Origin of the sequence: Sphingobium subterraneum, from assembly GCF_014199435.1 — a bacterium.
GTDB lineage: Bacteria > Pseudomonadota > Alphaproteobacteria > Sphingomonadales > Sphingomonadaceae > Sphingobium > Sphingobium subterraneum.
In genome coordinates this window covers 223,887-243,139 of sequence record NZ_JACIJP010000005.1, presented here as the reverse complement: position 1 = coordinate 243,139, position 19,253 = coordinate 223,887, and the positions used below count along the sequence as shown (strand labels likewise).

At 60.6% G+C, this 19,253-nt stretch carries 19 protein-coding genes and 1 pseudogene; 7 read left to right on the top strand and 13 right to left on the bottom strand.

From position 1 onward, the window contains the following. Positions 1–56: 56 nt before the first annotated feature. Both FHS92_RS14800 and FHS92_RS14795 read right to left on the bottom strand, forming a co-directional pair. Positions 57–893: an ArdC family protein gene (locus tag FHS92_RS14800; RefSeq protein WP_184081492.1), complete on the bottom strand. Its 837-nt coding sequence runs from the start codon at positions 891–893 to the stop codon at positions 57–59. A gap of 66 nt (positions 894–959) precedes the next feature. Beyond that, entirely contained in the window at positions 960–1,367 is a 408-nt protein-coding gene (locus FHS92_RS14795) for a DUF736 family protein (RefSeq protein ID WP_184081491.1), read from the bottom strand. A gap of 736 nt (positions 1,368–2,103) precedes the next feature. Between FHS92_RS14795 and FHS92_RS14790 the strand changes: the two genes are divergently transcribed. Next, positions 2,104–2,349: a helix-turn-helix domain-containing protein gene (locus FHS92_RS14790; RefSeq protein ID WP_184081490.1), complete on the top strand. Its 246-nt coding sequence runs from the start codon at positions 2,104–2,106 to the stop codon at positions 2,347–2,349. Between the two features lie 27 nt (positions 2,350–2,376). On the opposite strand, the gene FHS92_RS14785 is transcribed toward FHS92_RS14790, so the two are convergent. From FHS92_RS14785 to FHS92_RS14750, 8 genes are all read right to left on the bottom strand, one after another. Further along, entirely contained in the window at positions 2,377–3,120 is a 744-nt protein-coding gene (locus tag FHS92_RS14785; protein WP_184081489.1) for a DNA -binding domain-containing protein, read from the bottom strand. Positions 3,121–3,144: 24 nt separating this feature from the next. Then, positions 3,145–4,023 (bottom strand): phytanoyl-CoA dioxygenase family protein, encoded by an 879-nt coding sequence (locus FHS92_RS14780; protein ID WP_184081488.1) that lies wholly within the window; start codon positions 4,021–4,023, stop codon positions 3,145–3,147. An 11-nt stretch (positions 4,024–4,034) separates the two neighbouring features. After that, positions 4,035–4,640, bottom strand: a complete 606-nt coding sequence (locus FHS92_RS14775; RefSeq protein ID WP_246352019.1) for an acyl-homoserine-lactone synthase — start codon at positions 4,638–4,640, stop codon at positions 4,035–4,037. A 60-nt stretch (positions 4,641–4,700) separates the two neighbouring features. Next, a complete protein-coding gene (locus FHS92_RS14770) occupies positions 4,701–5,453 on the bottom strand; it encodes an autoinducer binding domain-containing protein (RefSeq protein WP_184081487.1) in 753 nt (250 codons plus the stop codon). A gap of 289 nt (positions 5,454–5,742) precedes the next feature. Beyond that, positions 5,743–6,870, bottom strand: coding sequence for a CaiB/BaiF CoA transferase family protein (locus FHS92_RS14765; RefSeq protein ID WP_184081486.1), 1,128 nt, complete (start codon positions 6,868–6,870; stop codon positions 5,743–5,745). After that, positions 6,870–8,045: an acyl-CoA dehydrogenase gene (locus tag FHS92_RS14760; RefSeq protein ID WP_221231092.1), complete on the bottom strand. Its 1,176-nt coding sequence runs from the start codon at positions 8,043–8,045 to the stop codon at positions 6,870–6,872. Before FHS92_RS14760 ends, FHS92_RS14765 begins: the two co-directional genes overlap by 1 nt. Before the next feature lie 129 nt (positions 8,046–8,174). Then, positions 8,175–9,245, bottom strand: coding sequence for an MFS transporter (locus tag FHS92_RS14755; RefSeq protein WP_184081485.1), 1,071 nt, complete (start codon positions 9,243–9,245; stop codon positions 8,175–8,177). A gap of 161 nt (positions 9,246–9,406) precedes the next feature. Then, entirely contained in the window at positions 9,407–10,204 is a 798-nt protein-coding gene (locus tag FHS92_RS14750; protein WP_184081484.1) for an aminotransferase class III-fold pyridoxal phosphate-dependent enzyme, read from the bottom strand. Positions 10,205–10,215: 11 nt separating this feature from the next. Between FHS92_RS14750 and FHS92_RS14745 the strand changes: the two are divergent. After that, positions 10,216–10,893: pseudogene (locus FHS92_RS14745) on the top strand (zinc-binding dehydrogenase); the annotation flags it as partial. A 170-nt stretch (positions 10,894–11,063) separates the two neighbouring features. After that, entirely contained in the window at positions 11,064–11,498 is a 435-nt protein-coding gene (locus FHS92_RS14740; RefSeq protein ID WP_221231091.1) for a nuclear transport factor 2 family protein, read from the top strand. Positions 11,499–11,661: 163 nt separating this feature from the next. On the opposite strand, the gene FHS92_RS14735 is transcribed toward FHS92_RS14740, so the two are convergent. Further along, positions 11,662–12,543, bottom strand: a complete 882-nt coding sequence (locus FHS92_RS14735; protein ID WP_184081482.1) for a pirin family protein — start codon at positions 12,541–12,543, stop codon at positions 11,662–11,664. Between the two features lie 195 nt (positions 12,544–12,738). Between FHS92_RS14735 and FHS92_RS14730 the strand changes: the two genes are divergently transcribed. The 3 genes from FHS92_RS14730 (at position 12,739) to argE (ending at position 17,226) form a co-directional block, all read left to right on the top strand. After that, the gene (locus FHS92_RS14730; protein WP_184081481.1) at positions 12,739–15,312 is read left to right on the top strand and encodes an HWE histidine kinase domain-containing protein; all 2,574 of its coding nucleotides are present in this window, start codon (positions 12,739–12,741) and stop codon (positions 15,310–15,312) included. Continuing rightward, positions 15,302–15,913, top strand: a complete 612-nt coding sequence (locus FHS92_RS14725; protein WP_184081480.1) for a biliverdin-producing heme oxygenase — start codon at positions 15,302–15,304, stop codon at positions 15,911–15,913. Before FHS92_RS14730 ends, FHS92_RS14725 begins: the two co-directional genes overlap by 11 nt. Before the next feature lie 107 nt (positions 15,914–16,020). Further along, positions 16,021–17,226, top strand: a complete 1,206-nt coding sequence (gene argE, locus FHS92_RS14720; RefSeq protein WP_221231090.1) for an acetylornithine deacetylase — start codon at positions 16,021–16,023, stop codon at positions 17,224–17,226. 31 nt (positions 17,227–17,257) lie between these two features. Here argE and FHS92_RS14715 read toward each other — a convergent pair whose 3' ends face one another. Continuing rightward, positions 17,258–17,671, bottom strand: coding sequence for a SufE family protein (locus FHS92_RS14715; protein ID WP_184081479.1), 414 nt, complete (start codon positions 17,669–17,671; stop codon positions 17,258–17,260). An 87-nt stretch (positions 17,672–17,758) separates the two neighbouring features. Next, a complete protein-coding gene (locus FHS92_RS14710; RefSeq protein WP_184081478.1) occupies positions 17,759–18,322 on the bottom strand; it encodes a urate hydroxylase PuuD in 564 nt (187 codons plus the stop codon). 223 nt (positions 18,323–18,545) lie between these two features. Between FHS92_RS14710 and FHS92_RS14705 the strand changes: the two genes are divergently transcribed. Next, positions 18,546–19,169 (top strand): superoxide dismutase, encoded by a 624-nt coding sequence (locus FHS92_RS14705; protein ID WP_184081477.1) that lies wholly within the window; start codon positions 18,546–18,548, stop codon positions 19,167–19,169. The last annotated feature ends 84 nt before the right edge of the window (positions 19,170–19,253 follow it).

The following is a 19,253-nucleotide window of genomic DNA, read 5'->3' as shown; positions in this document are numbered from 1 at the left end:
GGGTCAGCGCTACGGCCAGCCTGATAACTGCCTACCGTGGGCGTCCATCGCCGACCTTACTGCAATGTTGCGGGCGGCGCAGACTGTCCAGATAAGGCAATCAGTTCCTCACGGGCATAATCTTTGCTGCCGAACGCATTGGTCAGATTGCGATTGAGGCGCGACGGGTGGCCGCTCGCGTGACATAATTCGTGCAATGCCGTCCGGTAGAAATTAATCTGGTCAAAGAACGCCGGTTGCGGCGGCACCTGCACATAATCGGCGCTCGGCACATAATAGGCTTTGTCCCCGCCGATACGAAAATCAACGCCCGACGCAGCGATCACTTCCTCCGCCAAAGGCACAATCTCGCGTTCGGGCAATGGCACAGGATCAACGGCAAGGCCGGGCCTTAAGCCTCCGCATTGCGCCAGATTGAACACGGTAAAGCGTTTGAGGAACGGCACGGACTTGGCTCGACGGGTATCGCTCCCCCGGAGCGATCCCGTGTTCGTCTCGCCGTCGCCGGTCTGGCGCGCGCGTTCCCTTTCCTGTTCCGGGGTGAAGCGGTCGGCGTAAACCACAGTCACGCCCTTCTCGCCCTTGCGGACAGTGCCTCCCGCTTCGAGCGCCTGTCGATAAGTCAGCCAACTTTGCGAAGGATAGCCATACTCGATCACGGCGCCCCACAAGATCAGCACATTGACACCCGAATAGTTGCGGGCAGTAAGCGCATTGCGTGGCAGACCGGGATGAGCCGCGCCATTGCGGCCCCAAGGCTGAACCCAGGGAAAGCGTCCCGCTTCCAGTTCGCCGATGATCCTGGCGGTCACTTCGTCATAAAGGCCGGTGCGGGATTCATTCGCACGTGCGGCATCGTTCCCGCGCGCACGGCGCGCAGTCTCCTTCGTCATGGCGAAGGCTCCTTCTCGAATATGAGGGGACAAGCCGGGGAGCGGTGAACCGCTCCCCGGATCGGATCAGTTCAAAGTTTGGGTGTAGTGGTCATCGTCGCCCGTCATGGTGCTGTCATCGGGCAGGTCGATGCCGTCCATATCGCGCCGCCGCTGGGCGGTCTTACGCACGATGTTCCACGCATTGGCATCCTGCCGCGAGCGGAACAGCCGGATCGGCACATATCCCGATTGCGCGGTGTCGATATAGCCACCGAAATAAACCTCGCCGGTTTCGCGCGATGCGCGTTCCCAGATCGAACCCAGTCGCACCCCGCGACCGCGCGGGCTTTTGGTCATCAGGTTGAACAGCGGGGCGCGGGGATGATCGGAGGTGACTTTCTCGAAATAGACATTCTCAAAGTCAAACCCCGCTTCGGCGATATAGCCTGCAATAGCTCCGTTCTCGCTACGGATCATTTCACCAATGTTCATTGTCTTTACTCCATTCCTATCGGTTTCGTGTTGTCGTCAGAAGATATTCTCCTTCTCTCTGACAGTTATACTTATACAATATTTGATAAAATCTCTCTATCTCATTGTTTTCTTGACACAATTCCATCGCACCCGGTGAGTCCGAGCATCCAAAAGGGCCGCGACCAGCGGCCCAGCAAACGACAACCACGCATCGGCCGCCCCATGCGGCCGATACCGCTTCAACAAGGAGCAAGAGCAGGGAGACCGCCGATCCCATCGCACCCGGAGCCGTCCTCGCAGGGTCCCCAGGGCCATGCGGATTTCTTGGCGGCAAGAGGCACGGGAGCTGCCTAGCGCAGCCTGAGACAAGCGGGTCAGCGCTTCTTCCCATCAGCCAAATGCCACTGACCCGCTTGTGTCTGGCGCAGCTTGGCTGCGACGCAACTCCTTGCCGCCGAAAATCGGTGTGGCACGCCAGGGACGCTGGGAGACGGCGCAGGGCGCGCATGGGATCGACCGGCTCGCGCGCCCCATCGTGCGGTCGCCCGCACGATTCCACATGGCCGGACCCCAAGTCCGGCTGCCCCAGCGATCGTCGCCGGATGGGCGAGACACGCGGAATGCGTGGCTCGACGGAGCGGGGCGCAGCCCAGCGGAGCAGAGCGCGGTCGCACCTAGTGCGAGGGGTCATTTCTTGATGTCTGTAGGGTATTCCCGACAGCATAAATATCTGGCTGGCCCACTATGCGCGGCAATGACCGGGGACCGCAGAATCGTAGCCAGCAATTTGAGAGCCTTGCGCGAAATCCGCAAAGTGGCGCAGGAGGAACTGGCGGTCAGGTCCGGGATCGATCGCAGCTATATCAGCGACCTCGAAAACGAGAAATATGCGATCTCGGTCGACAAGCTCGGCAATCTTGCAGAAGCATTGGGCGTCGAGACCTGGGAAATGCTCCACCCGGCAACCGCGGCTAGACTGCGCGAAAGCAAGCAGGCGTGAATCGGACTTCGTCGCCGGCTGCGGCTTTTATCTGATCTCCCCATTCAGCCATCCCGCCGGTCCCATCGCGAGATAAGCGCGGGCACTTGCGGTGAGACGCTGCGCGCGAAGCCGCCAGGACGCGCAATCGGTGCGCCAGCGTGGATGTGAGGTATCGACACCGAACAGACCGGAAACGATCTCGCGGGTAGACGCCCCGCTCGCCAACGCATCAGCTACGCGCAGCATGGCGATCCAGCGCCGGGCGCGGCGTTCAGGTGGATGCAGATTGCGCGAAAAACGCCCCTGCCGCGCCAGTGTAATGAATTGCCCAAGGGCAGCGACCTGTACCCCGATATGCGCCACGCCGCTGATGTGCCAGTTGAGCGATACCGGCGCGCCCATCGGATCGCCACCCTGCACATCGATCCTGATCGAGCGCAGTCCGTCCGACAGCAATATATGCGCGCCGCCACAAGGCGCAGGCAGTGTCGTAGTCAGATCGACGAACCGCGCGAAATCGCAGCAATCATCCTGATCGACCAGAGAGATCTCGGCATGCAGTACGGCGTGATCGACAGTGGTATTCCAGATCGGCCGGGCCAACAGCGCATCGTGGTCGGGGTCCGCAAGCCGGATCAGGCCGAACCGATGCGGCGAATCCCGTTCGATCCAGGCCTGCCTATATGCCGATGTCCGGCGTAGCCACTCCCAGGCAAAGCAGCGCCGGTCACCCGGCATAAGCCACGTATAAGCATGAGCATCGCGCCAATCGCTGGCCGCGAGCACCATGACATGGACTCCGCCCGGCGTTCCTCAGCCGCCCAGAGTCCCGGCGCGCGCAGCTTCCTGCTCGGCGACATAGTCGCGCAAGGCTGCCGCTTGCTCCTCGCGCAACGCATCGGTCGCCGCATGATGATCGTTCATGTGATCGCGCAATAGAAGCGAAGGATCCTGGCCCTCGACATTACCGAGATTGGGCCGGTGCTGGGCATAGCCCACCAACGCCGCCAGCTCCGGCGCAAAGCCCCGCGCCACCTCCGGCGGATAAACGAGCCATTGCAACTCATAGGGCTTGAGCCAACCGAGCGCATAGCTGACGATGAGACCGCGCCGCGGGTGTGGCGTCCGGTTGCCACCACCGCCATGCAAGGTACTACCGAGAAAGGCCAGCATATCGCCCGGCATCAGTTCCGGCACCACCGCCGCATCTTCGTTTAGCGCCGCTCCAAAGCAATGATTGCTGCCCGGCCAAAGCCGGGTGCCGCCATTCTCTTGCGTAAACGGGGTCATCGGCCAGATGATGTTGACAAGATATTCGATCTCCCCCTTGGGGCCGCCCCACATATCCTCGTCGCGGTGGGGGTATTGCGCGAGCGCGCCCTCGTGAATCTCAATCCCTTGCGTCAAATTGAGTGCGATCCGGTCGCAAAATTGTCCCAGGGCATGGTCGGCGAGGCCGAGCGCCATCGGATGCTGCACGAAGTGTGCGGCATGGGGTGAACGGGTCAGCAGGCTGCCGAATCTTTTGGTACGACGGCCATAAAAATCCCCATCGCAAAATGGCGTTGCCGCAAAATGGGGATCGAGATCCGCACTGAGCACTGAAACAAGGTCCGTCGGCACCGCACCCCGGACAATGGTATAGCCCTGATCGAGAAGCTCGGCGGCGTGATGGGAGAGCAAATATGTCATATCGCCCTCCCTCACGCCGCGACCGGGGCGAGCGACGCGACCGCTGTGTATATACCGTTACGCGCGAGCCGCGCTGGCGTATCGGCGGCGACCTCGATACGAAATGCGCCAAGCGCCATGCCGTCGATTGTGCGGACGGGTCCAAGAGGAGAGGCTTTCCAGCCCATCGCCAGCACGCTTGTCCGAAAGCCGGGCCGCACCACTCCGGTAAGGCAATGAATGCCAGCATCGAGCGCATAATCGACCATCGCACTGATCAGGCGGTTGCGGACACGCAGTCGTTCCTGCGATCCCAGTCGCGATGGCAGGCACAATCGCGTAATCTCGTATATGCCGGGTCCGCGCGGCACACCATGCTCACAAAGGCCAGCGAACAGATCGGCGAGAATATGCGGGCCAGACGACGGCAACAGCCGCAGCGAACCCAGATGCGCACCTTCATCGCCAAACTCCGTGATATAGAGTGCGTCCGGCCCATCGAACTGGTCAATCTCGAACCGACCGTTCGTGACCGGCACATCCCAGCCCATCATTTCAACGAACAGCCGCCGTCGATCCTCGAACATGCTGGCGTCCTGCACGTCGGCGAGATTATACCCCGTAGAAATTCTGATCATCCTTCGGCTCCCTAGACCTGTGGAGCCGGACAAAGATCAGCTTGGCCGCGATCGATCTATTCACCCGAACGGGGGAATGGAGGGCAAGAAGTCGATCACTCCAAGACGCAGAGCTTCGTGGACGAGCTGGCCGCGGGTGATGACATTGAACAGCCGGAACGCGGATTTAACATAGGTTCGCACCGTCTCAAGGCCGATGCCGAGAATGTCGGCGATGTCCTGATCGGTCTTGCCATGCGCGATCCAGTAGATGCACTCGCGCACGCGGTTCCCCACATGCGGTGTGAAACCGGGCAGGCCCGCGATACCGATGACGCGCCGGGCTGCATCGAATGCGATGCGCCCCACCGCGTCCGCGAGCAGGATACGCTCAGGGGTGATATGGCTCAAACGTCTGGTGGCGAAGTTGACCGAGCCTTCCGGTTCGCCAGGCACGTTCACCGGAACGGTGATGCCCTGGCGGATGCCATGGCGCCCGGCAAGGCCAAGAATCGCCAGTTGGTGGTGCGTGAGCTTCGTCTGCACCAGCACATCGGCCCAGAGGAATCCCGAAACCCGCCTGCGTGCGATTGCGAGAATGGGATCGATGATCCTGCCGCCACGCCCGACAAGGCGAGTATCCCAGCCCGGCGGATAGTTATCATAGCGGATCAGCATCGGAGAGCGGCGAAACAGGCTTGCCGAATGCAGTAGTGCGACAAACTCGAAGCCCAATTCTTTTGCTATCGCCTCGATCTGCAAGACAAGTTCGATCTCGGTTGTCACGCTTTCGATCACATCGCGAAAATCCCTGATCAGTCGCAGACGCCGCACCGATCAGTCTCTCGTTCACCGGGTAACTATTCTATGTGCGCTACTCTCACCCAAATTTGAGGTGAGAATGAATAAGGCAATGACGGTTGTTGAGTATTTCCTACATATAGGGTCGTTTGGATTGAAAAAGCCCTTCTGTCTATTTTTCCGCGAGAAGGAATTGCATTTACATTTGTGCGGGTAGTGCCGATTGAGACCGATTTCTATTTTCCTTCACCGTTAAAGCGTTGATTGAAGTCCATCTACCAGGCCGCGCGTCAGGTCAGGTGCTCATCTCTGACGTTCCCGTCTACGTCGACGCGAGGCGGGGAATTAGTGGGCCAACGGAGGCCGTATAGGGAGGAACGCCCACGAACCTGATGGGAAGCCGAAGACCCGGCACCTCATTCGCTCCTTCGCGCGGCAGCGAAAGCGCGATCTGACGGTGAATGACTTGCGGGTCGGCAAATGCCTGGGAAACGTCATTAATCGGGCCTGCCGGCACGCCCAGGCGATCCAGCTCAGCAAGCAGCGTATCACGCTTCCAAAGCCGCGTCGCCAAGGCGATCGTCGCGCTCAGTCGCTCGCGCTGGGCCACCCGCTGTCCGTTGGTCGCGAATTCGGGATCAGGTGCAAGCCCTATCAGGTTCCAGAAGCGCTGAAACTGCGCATCGGAACCAATCGCTAGGATAAACCAGCCGTCCTCTACTGGAAAAGCCTCGTATGGCGCGATGTTGGGATGCGCATTCCCCATGCGTTGCGGACAGACCCCAGACGACAGATAGTTCATCGCCTGATTGGCGAGTGTGCCAACCATGACGTCTAGCAGCGCCATGTCAATCCACGCACCGTTTCCCGTTTGCGTCCGGGCGATGAGAGCGGACTGGATCGCCACGACGGCATAGATGCCGGTCATGATGTCCGCGTAGGCAACGCCGGTCTTCTGCGGTGTGCCGTCTGCTTCGCCGGTCAGTGACATAATGCCGCTGATCCCCTGAACAATAAAATCGTAACCAGCGCGGGATGCATAGGGGCCATCCTGGCCGAACCCGGTTATCGAACAGTAGATCAGGCCCGGATTGTCGCGCGACAACGTGGGATAATCGAGACCATAGCGCGCCAGGTTCCCAACCTTGAAGTTTTCGATGAGGATGTCGGACGAGCGGGCAAGCTCGCGTATCTGCGCCTGCCCCTCGGCTGTGCTGAAATCAATTGCGATCGATGTCTTTCCGCGGTTGGCCGAATGGAAATAGGCAGCATCGCGGGTTCCGTCTGCATTGTCGATGAATGGTGGCCCCCAGCGCCGCGTCTCGTCCCCTTCTGGCGACTCGATCTTGACCACTTCCGCGCCGAGATCAGCTAATATCTGGCCGGCCCAGGGGCCTGCCAAAATCCTGGCCATTTCCAACACCCGAATGCCTGACAGCGGCCCGGCCATCAAAACGCCGCCAGGTCGGTGATCGCCCGCCCAAGAATGAGAGCGTGGACATCATGCGCGCCCTCGTATGTGTTCACCGTTTCAAGGTTCGCCATATGCCGCATCACCTGATATTCTTCGGATATGCCGTTGCCACCATGCATGTCGCGTGCGAGCCGCGCGATATCAAGCGCCTTGCCGCAGTTGTTGCGCTTGACCATGGAGATCATCTCGGGTGCAAACCGGGCTTCCTCCATCAGCCGACCTACGCGTAGGCTGGCCTGAAGACCGAAGGCGATGTCCGTCATCATATCGGCCAGCTTTTTTTGATAAAGCTGGGTAGCGGCGAGCGGCCGACCGAACTGTTTTCGGTCGAGGCCGTATTGCCGCGCTGTGTGAAAGCAGAACTCCGCCGCGCCCAATACACCCCAGGAAATACCATAGCGGGCACGATTGAGACACCCGAACGGCCCTTTTAAACCTTCTACGTTCGGGAGGATAGCGTCGTCGCCGACTTCAACATCGTCCAGATCGATCATCCCGGTCACCGATGCGCGCAGGGACAATTTACCGTTGATTTTCGGCGTGGAGAGACCCTTCGCACCCCGTTCGAGAATGAAGCCCCGGATAGCGCCGCCATGGGCGTCGGATTTCGCCCAGATCACGAAAACGTCAGCAATCGGCGCATTCGAGATCCAGGTCTTGGCTCCGTTGAGCCGATAGCCGCCTGGGGTCTTGACCGCACGCGTGCGCATCGATCCGGGATCAGATCCGGCGTCAGGCTCGGTCAGGCCGAAACAGCCGATTGCTTCACCCGTGGCGAGTTTCGGGAGGTAGCGCAGCTTCTGTGCCTCAGAACCAAATGCCTCAATGGGATACATCACCAGGCTGGACTGGACAGACATCATCGATCGGTAGCCCGAATCGACGCGCTCGATTTCACGCGCGGTCAATCCATAGGCGACATAGGATGCACCTGACCCTCCATAGCGCGGATCTACCGTCAGTCCCAACAGGCCCAACGCTCCCATTTCACGAAAGATCTCGGGATCGGTATATTCACGGGCATATGCGTCGATCACGCGTGGCTGCAACTTATCCTGTGCATAGGCGCGAGCCGTCGCAGCGATCAGCGCTTCCTCCTCGGTAAGCTGCCCCGCGATCACAAATGGATCGATCCAGCCGAACGAATTCATACGGGTAATATCCTCTATCCAGCGGTATGGGAACCATGCCCACGGGGCTGTTGATCCATCATCGGTTTACACGACTGCTCCACCGAATTGGTACCATCAGCAACTTGCTCGTTGCTGCGGGGGCACACATCAACCTAGTGCGGTGTTCAGCGGCGCTGACCTGTTCTTGACAATGACAGCCGCGACTGAGGCGATGCCGGCCAAAACCATCAGGACCGCAGCAGCCGTGAAGGCCGAAGATACATCATCATGGGCCACGACACGGGACGCCAGAAACGATCCTCCGCTCAATCCCACCAACGTCAGCGGCGTGAGTTGCGGAACCGCCCGCCCTTCCGGATCCATCCAGATCATCAGGCGAATACAGCAGGGCGTGATCACGATCTGAAAGAACCCGAACAGGGCCGAAATGGCAAGCAGCGCTGGACCGGATGGCGCATATGGAAACACGAGCGACAGGCAAGCCAGCAAAATCGTCAGGAAAAAAATCGTGTACCTGCTGCCATAGGGCGCTCTTTTGAAGGCAGCGCTTGTTGCGCCCAAAAACTGGGCGGTGAGGAAGACGGAAACGGAAAGGCCGATTTCGCTTCGCGTTGCTCCGCCAAGCGTCGCCAGACGTTCGATATAATACCACACGCAGGCGATGGCCGCGTTATGAATGAATATCACGGCACAGATCAGCAAGATCGGAACCGACCATGCCTGATTGTGGGCTGCCTGCTTGTGGGGGCGATGGGGCGCAACAGCCGGCATAAGGATCGAGAGGAAGATGCCGAACACAGTCAGAACCGCCATGACCCCAAAGCCAGACACGGGACCGAACTGCGGGATGAGATATACGGCGAGTGCGTAGTTGATCGCGACCTGGGGTACTGTCGATGCCGAAAGATAGATCGCCTGGGATCTCTCCGGATCGCGCGAAGACACAATCATCAGCATCATCGCCGCCGTCAACAAACCTTCGAGAGTTCCTGCGGCGATCCGTACAAGATAGATGCTATAGGGCAGCGCGGACTCATATGTAGCGAGGTTGGCGACTAACAACAGCGCAGAGATTATGACGAGCTTGTAGCGCATGGACCCCTTGGAGAGGAACCAAGGCCCGACCGCGCCGCCGAAGGCTAAGGACAGTATCTCCGCTGTCGCGACGCCCCCGATAGCGCTCGTGGTGAGCTTGCCAGCATCGACCAGAGCGCCCATCGAAATCGGCGCCGTCCCGATAGAGAGAGTCGCGAACGTACCAAGGAACATGGAGATGCCCAGGGATCGCCAGTCGCTAAAGACGGGCAGACCAAGGTCGCCCCGTCGCTCATCAACGGCTACAGGATGCGCCATGTCGCCGTTCTCTTCAATTGCGGGGGTCACGTTGCCGATCCACGTTCGGCACGATAGGCCCAAAGCAGCGCATCGCAGAAGGCGTCTATATGGCTCTCCTCGTGCGCAATGCTCAGATAGGCCTTGCTGAACTGCTTATAGATGCCCGCGCCATACAGCCTGCGATGGATGGCATCGCCAAAGGCGTTGTTCGCGCGGCGAACCGCCGCGTGATCATGAACATCCTCTTCGGTGAAGTAGAAGTGAAAGATCGGACCATCACCGGTGACGCACACCGGTTCCTGAAGATCATGGAACATGCGGTGCAGGCGCTCGCGCGCATATGAACCCAGTTCAGCCAGCCGAGCAATGCCACCTTCGTCGACGAGCAGATCAATCGCTGTTTGGGCACAAGCGATGCTCATCGGCAATCCGTTGAAGGTGCCGCAATGGAAGCTGTACTGGGTGCTCAGATCCGAAGGATCAAGATGTTCCATCAGCGACCGGCGACCTACAATCGCCGCCAGCGGCATTCCGCCCCCAAAAGCCTTGCCCAATGCCGTCAGGTCGGGCGTCACGCCGTACTTCTCCTGTGCTCCGCCGGGAGCAATGCGGAAACCACTGACCACCTCATCGAAGATCAGCACGGTGCCCGACCGGTCACATTCCTCCCGAAGTGTCTCCAGAAACCCCGGCAGCGGGCTGAGCGTGCGCTGCATCGGTTCACATATGACCGCCGCGAACCGACCGGGGTTCGCACGCATTACTTCCCGGAACATGGCAGCGTCGTTATACGGCAGGATCACGATTTCGTCCGTTACCCCCTTCTGGATGCCGTTGCTCACGGGGTAAGGGACCCACTGGTTGGCAGGCGGCGGAGAACGCCGACATCGAACCGGGGGATACCGTGGCGGTCTGGGGCTGCGGTCCGGTCGGACTGTTCGCGGTGCAATCGGCATTTCTGATGGGCGCAAAGCGCGTCATCGCTATCGATCATTTCCCGCACCGGCTCGAGCTGGCCAGGAAATTTGGCGCCGAAACAATCAACTTCGAGGAATCGAAAACCTATGAAGCGCTGATGGATATGACCGGCGGCATTGGACCCGATGCAGTTATCGATGCGGTCGGCCTGGAAGCCCATGGCTTCTTCGTCGACAATGTGGTGGACCAGATCAAGGCCAGCATGTTTCTCGGCACCGACCGTATTCATTCGATCCGGCAGGCCATCGTCGCGTGCCGCAAGGGTGGGCGGGTCTCCATGCCGGCGGTCTATGGCGGCATCGTCGATAAATTTCCCTTGGGCGCGTTTATGGAGAAGGGTCTGACCCTGAAAACCGGCCAGACCCATGTGCAGCATTACATGCCTGCCCTGCTCACCGCGATCATGGAGGGCAAGATCGACACGACTTTTCTTATATCGCACCGGCTGCCGCTTGAGCAGGCACCGGAAGGGTACAAGATGTTCCACGACAAGCAGAATGAGGTGACCAAGATCGTGCTCAAGCCAGGAATGGATTTGGCGCTGGCCGCATGAATCCATCTCCGGCACGGGCCTCGATCAAGATCCCATTACAACAGCCACGAACGGATCGCTAAATTATCCGAGCATGATTTCGAAGACCGACATGCCTATACTCACGATCGCAACGCGGAAGGGTCGAACTCCCTCGGGGTGTTTGAAGAAACGATCGGGAGGAGCGTGCTATGTCACATGCAGCTGGCTTTGCCACCGACATTTGCGAAATCATGCGGGTAAAGGCCGAATATTGCCAGGCCGTCGACCAATGTGTCACCGACTCTGCAACCGGCATTGCGCGGCTTACAGCTGTTTTTGCCGAGGATATCGTGTGCGATTACGGGGAATCGGTCTTACATGGTCGCGGCGACGCGACAGCCTTTCTGGGGGATCTGGGAAACTCCCGAGATTGGCTGTGGCACTCCATTCAGACGCCGAACATCGCGATTGACGGAATGAGCGCCGAGGCGAGTTGGACCATCGTCGCAATGATGCGCGAGAAAGGCGGCTCCAGGACGGATAGCGCAATCGGACGCTATCATGACCATTTGCGTCGTCGGACGGACGGGTCTTGGGAGATTGCTAGAATCCGTTGGGTTTCCGAACATCTGCTCAGCCATTAAGCGCGTTTGATACTCCGCAGCCGCAACGCGCGTCAGAGCGCAATGCCATGCGGCGCGCCTTGGGGTACGTCACGTCACATTTCGTCACGGCCGCCCCAGGCGATTGACGAAAGGCCCCTGATCAACGCCGCGCGGTTGGGCCGGAGAGATGCTCCGAAAGGGCTTACTCGACCGTCCGGTTTTCGGGAAACGGGATGAATTCGCCATTATCGACGTCGGGGAGCTTCATCCGGCCCTGAATCCAGTCTTCCCTCGCTTGCAGGAGACGATCCTTGCTGGACGACACAAAGTTCCAGAGCATGAAGCGCTCTCCGATCGGCTCGCCGCCCACCACCATCACCGTGGAGGGAATTTCCGCACGAACCGGGACACGGCCACCCGCCGACAATATGGCCATCTGACCGGCGCGCAGGGGACGGCCGTCCACCTCCAGCGCACCGGTGGCGCAATAGACCGCCCGTTCGGAATATTCGTCGGATATCGCGCTGTGCGCCCCCGCTTCCATCTGCCAGTGCATGTAAAATTGGGGTGAATGGACCGGCACCGCCGACTGCATCCCATCGATAGCGCCAGCGATCAGCCGCCCGCTGATCCCTCCCTCGGCCCATGTCGGCAGGTCTTCGCCCGCATGATGATGAAAGGACGGTGCACTTTCCTCGGTTTCGGTCGGGAGGGCAACCCAGGCCTGGATACCGTGCATCGTCGCGCCATAAGCGCGGGCGTGATCGAAACGCTCGGAATGGGTGATGCCGCTGCCCGAAATCATCCAGTTGACCTCGCCGGGGCGGATTTCCTGTGTGACGCCGACGCTGTCGCGATGGGTCATCGCCCCGTCATAAAGATAGGTCACGGTCGCAAGGCCAATATGGGGATGCGGCCGCACGTCGAGATCCTTGGGAACGCCGGGCGGCAACTCCGCAGGCCCCAGGTGATCGAAAAAGATATAGGGTCCGACCATGCGCCGGGCATGAAAGGGCAGCACCCGCCCCACGATCAGGCCGCCACCAAGATCATGGCCTCGCTTGTCGATGATCCGTTCGATCATGTGTCGTTCCCTTCCCGGTTCTCCGCCTTCTCTTGCCTCTGTTTTCCGATGCAGGCCACCCAAAAATGCTTGAGCCTAACATGTTGATTGGCGGCAAGATTAAAATACGGTCGTTGTAGATTTCGTCCGATTTGTCGGAACTAATGCGCCGGTTGCGGTTTATTCCGAGAGGAATGGGGCGAGTTGGCAGGTTTAATGGCGAATAGCGGATTTCAGGTTGACCTGACCAATTGTGATCGTGAACCCATTCATCTTCTTGGCGCTATACAGCCGGTCGGCTTCCTGCTCGCCCTGAGCGCGGACTGGGTGATTGCGCGCGCTTCTGTCAATGTGGGGACCTATCTCGGCCTTGAGCCTGCGGATCTGGTCGGCAATCCGTTGTCGGATTTCGTCGACCCGGATTTGCTGCACGATCTGCGCAATCGTGTGGCGTATCTTGTCGGTTCGGATACGGTGGAAAGGGTCTACGGATGCCGCCTGCGCTCCGACGCCCCCGCGTTTGACGTGGCGATCCATTTTGCCGGAAGCCAGATCATCATTGAGGCGGAACCGGACAGCGGCAAACACAGCGATGCGACCAGCACGGTGCGCTGGATGATGACGCGGCTCGACAACCAGCCGAACCTCGACGCCTTCTATCGCGAAGGGGCGCGGCAGGTGCGTGCGCTGCTGGGTTACGACCGTGTGATGGTCTACAAATTCGCACCCGACGGGCATGGCGAGGTGGTCGCGGAAGCCTGCAAGCCCGGCATCGGGAGCTTCAAGGGCCTGCATTACCCGGCGAGCGACATTCCCCAACAGGCCCGCGCGCTGTACCTGCGCAATCTCATCCGCATCATCCACGATGTTGACGCCGAGCCGGTCGCGATCGTCCCGCCGCTGGACGAGCATCGGCAACCCATCGACCTTTCGCTTTCGGTGCTTCGCTCCGTTTCCCCCATTCACCTCGAATATCTCAAGAATATGGGGGTGGGTGCGTCGCTGTCGATATCGATCATTGTTGATGACACGCTGTGGGGCCTGTTCGCGTGCCATCATTATGCGCCGCTTTCCCCCAGTTTTCACAGCCGTTCGCTCTCGGAACTGTTCTCGCAGATGTTCTCGATGCGGCTCGAAAGCCGGGAGCGCCGCGAGCTTGTGGAATATGAACGCCGCGCGCGCGACATCTCCGACCAGTTGCTCGGTGCCGTCGCGTCCGACGAGACCCTGCTCAAGGATCCCGACTGGCTTGCCGACATCCTGACCCGGACCATACCGGCCGACGGTGTTGGCGTGTGGATCAACGGCGCCTACGCCTTTTCGGGAACGACGCCGCCGACCGAAGACTTCCGTCGCATTGTGCGCGCCCTGAACGCAACGGCGGCGGGCAAGGTCTTCGCGACCGATCATATCGGCTCGCTGGTTGACGGGGCAAGCGCGTTTGCCGGCGAGGCCGCAGGGCTGCTGGCCATTCCCATTTCCCGTTCTCCGCGCGATTATGTCGTACTGTTCCGCTCGGAAATGAAAGGGTCGGTCCGCTGGGCAGGCGATCCGCACAAGCAGACCGAGTTCGGTCCCAACGGCCCGCGCCTCACCCCGCGCGAAAGCTTTGCCGAATGGAAGGAGCAGGTGGAGGGGAAATCGGCGCCTTTTACACCGTCACAATTGCGTGTGGCCGAAACGCTGCGCGCCACGCTGATCGAGGTCGTGCTACGCCTCGCCGACGAAGCGGCGGCGGAACGGCATCAGGCCAATGCCCGGCAGGAGCTGCTGATCGCCGAATTGAACCACCGCGTACGCAACATTCTGGGCGTGATCCGCGGTCTGATCCGGCAATCGAAGCCCGACGAAGATGTGGTCAACGACTTCGTGAAGGTCGTAGATGGCCGCATCCACGCGTTGGCGCGCGCGCACAACCAGATTACCGACGACCATTGGGGGCCCGCCCCGCTCGAAGCACTGATCGAGGCGGAAGCGGCCGCGTTCGCTGCGCAGAAGCAGAACGCCATCGTCTCTCAGGGCCCCCGGGTGCTGCTCAATCCGCAGGCCTATTCGACAATGGCGCTGGTGATCCACGAGCTGGTCACCAACTCGGCCAAATATGGCAGCCTGTCGGGTGACGGCGAGATCAGTCTGACGTGGAAGCTGGACGGGGACAAGGATCTCATCATCACCTGGCTGGAAACGGGCGGACCCCGCGTGGAAAAACCCACGCGCAAGGGGTTCGGCACGACCATTATCGAACGCTCGGTGCCCTATGACCTGGGCGGCGTGGCGACGATCGATTATCGCCCGTCGGGTGTTCATGCCCGCTTCTGTATCCCTAGGCGCCATGTCACCCTGCCCGCTGCGGGGCGAGCAGCGCGCAACCGCCTTGCGCCGCACCAGCATGCCCAGGATGTCCCCGTGCGCCCGGAAATGCTCGCCGGTCTGTCGGTTATGCTGGTCGAGGACAGCCTGATCATCGCGCTGGATGCCGAAGACATCCTGCAACGCTTTGGCGCGTCGATCAGCACGGCATCAACCGTCGATGCCGCGCACGATCTGCTCGACCAGATCACCCCGGACTTTGCGATTCTCGACATCAACCTCGGCGACCAGACCAGTTTCGGCATTGCCGACCGACTGCTCGACATGGGCGTCCCGTTCTTTTTCGCCTCGGGCTATGGCGAACAGGCCAAATTGCCGATGGAGCATCGCGCCCGGCCGGTTGTGCAGAAACCCTATACCAGCGGCAATATCATGCGGAGCGCGGAGGATTTGCTCGGGATCGCCCCCGATGTCGCCTGATGGACGCAGCGGGGCAGGCATCGCGCCGCAGCCGGAGAGGACTTCCGATGCTTCCGCCGCACACTATCTGCGCGCCGTCACGCGCGTAGACCACGACGCCGTTGATGCCGCTTTCCTTCGTTTTTCGTTACAGACCCGGGACGGCTACCGCGCCTTCCTGACCGCGCATGCCCGCGTTCTGCCGGTTGCCGAGCGACGTCTTGACCCCGCGTTCCTGACCGGCGACTGGCACGGACGAAGCGAGGCACTCCGCGCGGATCTGGCGGATCTGGGCTGCGCGATGCCCACGGAGGACGCTCTGTTGCTGCCGACGGGCGAGGCCGCGCGTTGGGGTGCGCTGTATGTGCTGGAGGGATCGCGTCTGGGGGGAGCCGTCCTTGAGAAGCAGGTTCTCACCGGCCTGCCCACCCGGTTTCTGGGCGCCACGCATCCGCACGGCGCATGGCGCCGCTTCCTGGACATGCTGAACGCCGCCGATACCGGTCCCGCATGGCGCGCGCAAGCGGCGGAGGGCGCCAAAGCACTCTTCGGAGCCTATGCCGTGGCAGCGCAAACATCTTCTGATGGCCCCTTAGCTACCGCTGCGATGGAGAGGTCATAAACGCTACACAGCGCCGCGCTGCGTGCCATCACGCCCGAGCGGACCGAGGTTTCGTTTGATATTCCAACAGCTACAGGTCATCCTGCGCTTTTCGAGGACATCCGATCGTGAGCGCAACGGAACAGGCAACGCAGCGTGAAACAGCGGATCGATCGCCGGTGTCCGCCGATCTGCTCGGGCAACTGATCGCCTTCGACACGACCAGCCGCAACAGCAATCTGGACATGCTCGACTTCCTGACCGCCCTGTTTCGGGAGGCGGGGATCGAACCGTGGCTCACCTTCGACGCGGAACGGCGCAAGGCCAATCTGTTCGCGACCCTTCCGGCGGCGGACGGAACCGAAACAGGCGGCATTGTCCTCTCCGGTCATACCGATGTCGTCCCTGTCGACGGACAGGCCTGGGACAGTGATCCGTTTGTCATGACGCAGCGGGACGGGCGCCTCTATGGGCGCGGGACGGCGGACATGAAGGGCTTTATTGCCGCGTGCATGAGCCGCTTGCCGCGGATGAAGCAAGGCACGCTGCTCAAACCCTTCCACTTCGCCTTTTCGTTTGACGAGGAGATCGGTTGCCTGGGCGCGCCCCTGATGATCGACGAGATGGTGCGGCGCGGCCTTCGCCCCGACGGCTGTCTGGTGGGCGAACCCACGAGCATGAACGTGGTTGTCGCCCACAAGGGCATCAACCTTTACCGCTGCCGCCTCCATGGCCGCGCAGCCCATAGTTCCATGCCTCACCTCGGCGTCAACACGATCGAATATGCCGCGCGGATCATCTGCTTCATTCGCGACATGGCGGACAGCATGAAGGCGGACGGGCCGTTCGACAGCTGTTTCGACACCCCTTATTCCACCGCCCAGACCGGAACGATCGCGGGCGGCGTCGCCACCAATGTCGTGCCCGACGCGTGCGAGTTCCAGTTCGAGATCCGCAACATCCCGCAGGTCGAGGTCGGCGCGGTCTACCGCCGGATCAGCGATTATGTCGAGCGCGCCATCAAGCCTGCGATGAAAGGCGAGTGGGAAGGCGCGGACGTGGCGCTGGAACAGATTTCCAACGCGCCCGGGCTCAACGCCGACGAAGCGGCGATGATGACGCGCCTCGCCCGCGCACTCACGCGAGATACTGACATCCGGAAGGTGGCATACGGCACGGAAGGCGGTCAGTTCCAGAACGCCGGAGTTCCCGCCATCATCTGCGGGCCGGGCAGCATCAGTCAGGCGCACCGCGCCAACGAATATGTCGAAATCGACCAGATCCTGCGCTGCGAGGACTTCCTCAATCGGCTGATCGGTTCCGTGGAGGCATAGGGACGCCCGTCCGGACGTGGCGCGATCGCCGTTACCGGAGCCGCGACGCGGTTTCCCGGATCAGCGCGATCATGTTGGGAATGCCTTGCGTCCGGTTGGAGCTGAGCTGGTTCCGGAGGTCAAAGGGAGCCAGCGCGCCCTCGATATCCGCCGCTCCGATTTCTGCTGGTGTCCGGTCCTGCACGGAGAGCAGCACGAGCGCGATAATCCCCTTGGTGATCGCCGCGTTGCTGTCCGCCAGGAAATGCAGCCTCCCGTCGTCGCGCGTCGTCGGATAGACCCACACCGCCGCCGAACATCCGCGCACCAAAGTCGCGTCGGTCTTCAGCGCATCGGGCATGGGCTCGAGCTGCTTGCCCAGGTCGATCAGCAGACGATAGCGGTCGTCTGCATCCAGGAATTCATATTCTTCGTACAGATCGGCAAGCTGGGTCATCGTGCCCATATAGCGCCTCGCGCCGCCGACGAAAGGGCAACGGCCACGAAAAAGGCCCGCCCAACGCGGGGCGGGCCTTTATCCGGACGCGCGACCTTAACCGTGGTTCGCGTTCACCATGCAGTACAGCATCGCCAGCGACAGCAGCGTGTTGGTGCGCGAGAAGATCATCGCGGTGGTCGCGGCCTTCGCCTTGGTCGCATCGTCAGCCTGGACGATGCCCAGCGCCTTCTTCTGGTTGGGCCAGATCACGAACCAGACGTTGAAGGCCATGATGAGCGCAAGCCACATGCCGATGCCGATCAGGCGGAAGCTGGGATCAAGCGTCAGCGCCTGTGTCAGATAGCCAGACAGATGGGCGACGATGAGTCCGGTCAGAACGGTGAACGCCGCACCCCAGCGGAAGAAGAACAGGGCCGACGGAGCGATATGCTTCGACACACCCGGCTTCAGCTCGGCGGGGATCTTGGGCATGGTCGGGATCTGCACGAAGTTGAAATAATAGAGCAGGCCAATCCACGTAATGCCGAAGAACAGATGCAGCCAGCGGAACGCGGCGTTAACGGCTTCTCCATTCGGTCCTACGCCGAAAATCACCGCAATGGTGAGCACGACCCCGACCAGCAGCACCAGGTGAAGGTTGCTGAAAAATTTGGTCATTTTCTATCTCCCAGACGAACAAATGCCATCGTTACGACGGATGGTTGCTTTTAGAGGGCGAATGTTAGGCGAACCGATGAAGATTGTCATCGATTATTAATCCTGCCCGTTCTCCCCGATTCGCTTGCATTTTCTTGTACTTGCCGGACTGAAATCCGGACCTTATGGGCGCCTCGGCGGTTGAAGGGCTTTCGTTCTTCCTCTTCCAGGAGTTTTTCTTCCCATGGCTTTCACCCTTCCCGATCTGCCCTATCCTAAGGATGCATTCGGATCGACCATCAGCGCCGAAACCTTTGAATATCATCATGGCAAGCATCACGCGGCCTATGTGAACAAGGCGAACGAGCTGGTCGCTGCGGATCCGTCGCTGCAAGGCAAGTCGCTCGTCGAGTTGATCCAGCTCGCCAAGACGCAGGGCAAGCAATCGTTGTTCAACCAGGTCGGCCAGATCTGGAACCACAGCTTCTACTGGCTCGGCCTCTCGCCGGAACCCACGACGCCCGATGCGCGCCTGCAGGGCATGATCGACAGTGCGTTCGGAAGCACCCAGGGCCTGCTCGACAAGCTGAAGGCCGAAGCGGTCGGGCATTTTGCCAGCGGCTGGGCCGCCCTTGCTCTGGATGGCGACGCCCTCTCCGTCACATCCTACCACGATGCCGACACGCCGGTTGCTTACGACGTGAAGCCGCTCTGGATCCTCGACGTCTGGGAACACGCCTATTACATCGATTACCGCAACGCCCGCCCCGGCTATGCCGATGCCCTGCTGAACGATGGGATCAACTGGGATTTCGTTTCGCAGAACCTCGATGGCGCGGGCGTATCGCGCGCCGATCAGCCGGGCTGATCCCGCCGACAGCTTCAGACAACAGCTCTTCCTCACCCGCAGCCGCTCGCTCCCCTCTATAATGGAACGACCGGCTGCGGGATT

What these genes read in the sequence shown, in the direction of transcription:
- FHS92_RS14800 (WP_184081492.1), bottom strand. Translation starts at nt 893, where the DNA reads ATGACGAAGGAGACTGCGCGCCGTGCGCGCGGGAACGATGCCGCACGT.
- FHS92_RS14795 (WP_184081491.1), bottom strand. Translation starts at nt 1,367, where the DNA reads ATGAACATTGGTGAAATGATCCGTAGCGAGAACGGAGCTATTGCAGGC.
- FHS92_RS14790 (WP_184081490.1), top strand. Translation starts at nt 2,104, where the DNA reads ATGACCGGGGACCGCAGAATCGTAGCCAGCAATTTGAGAGCCTTGCGC.
- FHS92_RS14785 (WP_184081489.1), bottom strand. Translation starts at nt 3,120, where the DNA reads ATGGTGCTCGCGGCCAGCGATTGGCGCGATGCTCATGCTTATACGTGG.
- FHS92_RS14780 (WP_184081488.1), bottom strand. Translation starts at nt 4,023, where the DNA reads ATGACATATTTGCTCTCCCATCACGCCGCCGAGCTTCTCGATCAGGGC.
- FHS92_RS14775 (WP_246352019.1), bottom strand. Translation starts at nt 4,640, where the DNA reads ATGATCAGAATTTCTACGGGGTATAATCTCGCCGACGTGCAGGACGCC.
- FHS92_RS14765 (WP_184081486.1), bottom strand. Translation starts at nt 6,870, where the DNA reads ATGGCCGGGCCGCTGTCAGGCATTCGGGTGTTGGAAATGGCCAGGATT.
- FHS92_RS14760 (WP_221231092.1), bottom strand. Translation starts at nt 8,045, where the DNA reads ATGAATTCGTTCGGCTGGATCGATCCATTTGTGATCGCGGGGCAGCTT.
- FHS92_RS14755 (WP_184081485.1), bottom strand. Translation starts at nt 9,245, where the DNA reads ATGGGCGCTCTGGTCGATGCTGGCAAGCTCACCACGAGCGCTATCGGG.
- FHS92_RS14740 (WP_221231091.1), top strand. Translation starts at nt 11,064, where the DNA reads ATGTCACATGCAGCTGGCTTTGCCACCGACATTTGCGAAATCATGCGG.
- FHS92_RS14735 (WP_184081482.1), bottom strand. Translation starts at nt 12,543, where the DNA reads ATGATCGAACGGATCATCGACAAGCGAGGCCATGATCTTGGTGGCGGC.
- FHS92_RS14730 (WP_184081481.1), top strand. Translation starts at nt 12,739, where the DNA reads ATGGCGAATAGCGGATTTCAGGTTGACCTGACCAATTGTGATCGTGAA.
- FHS92_RS14725 (WP_184081480.1), top strand. Translation starts at nt 15,302, where the DNA reads ATGTCGCCTGATGGACGCAGCGGGGCAGGCATCGCGCCGCAGCCGGAG.
- FHS92_RS14715 (WP_184081479.1), bottom strand. Translation starts at nt 17,671, where the DNA reads ATGGGCACGATGACCCAGCTTGCCGATCTGTACGAAGAATATGAATTC.
- FHS92_RS14710 (WP_184081478.1), bottom strand. Translation starts at nt 18,322, where the DNA reads ATGACCAAATTTTTCAGCAACCTTCACCTGGTGCTGCTGGTCGGGGTC.
- FHS92_RS14705 (WP_184081477.1), top strand. Translation starts at nt 18,546, where the DNA reads ATGGCTTTCACCCTTCCCGATCTGCCCTATCCTAAGGATGCATTCGGA.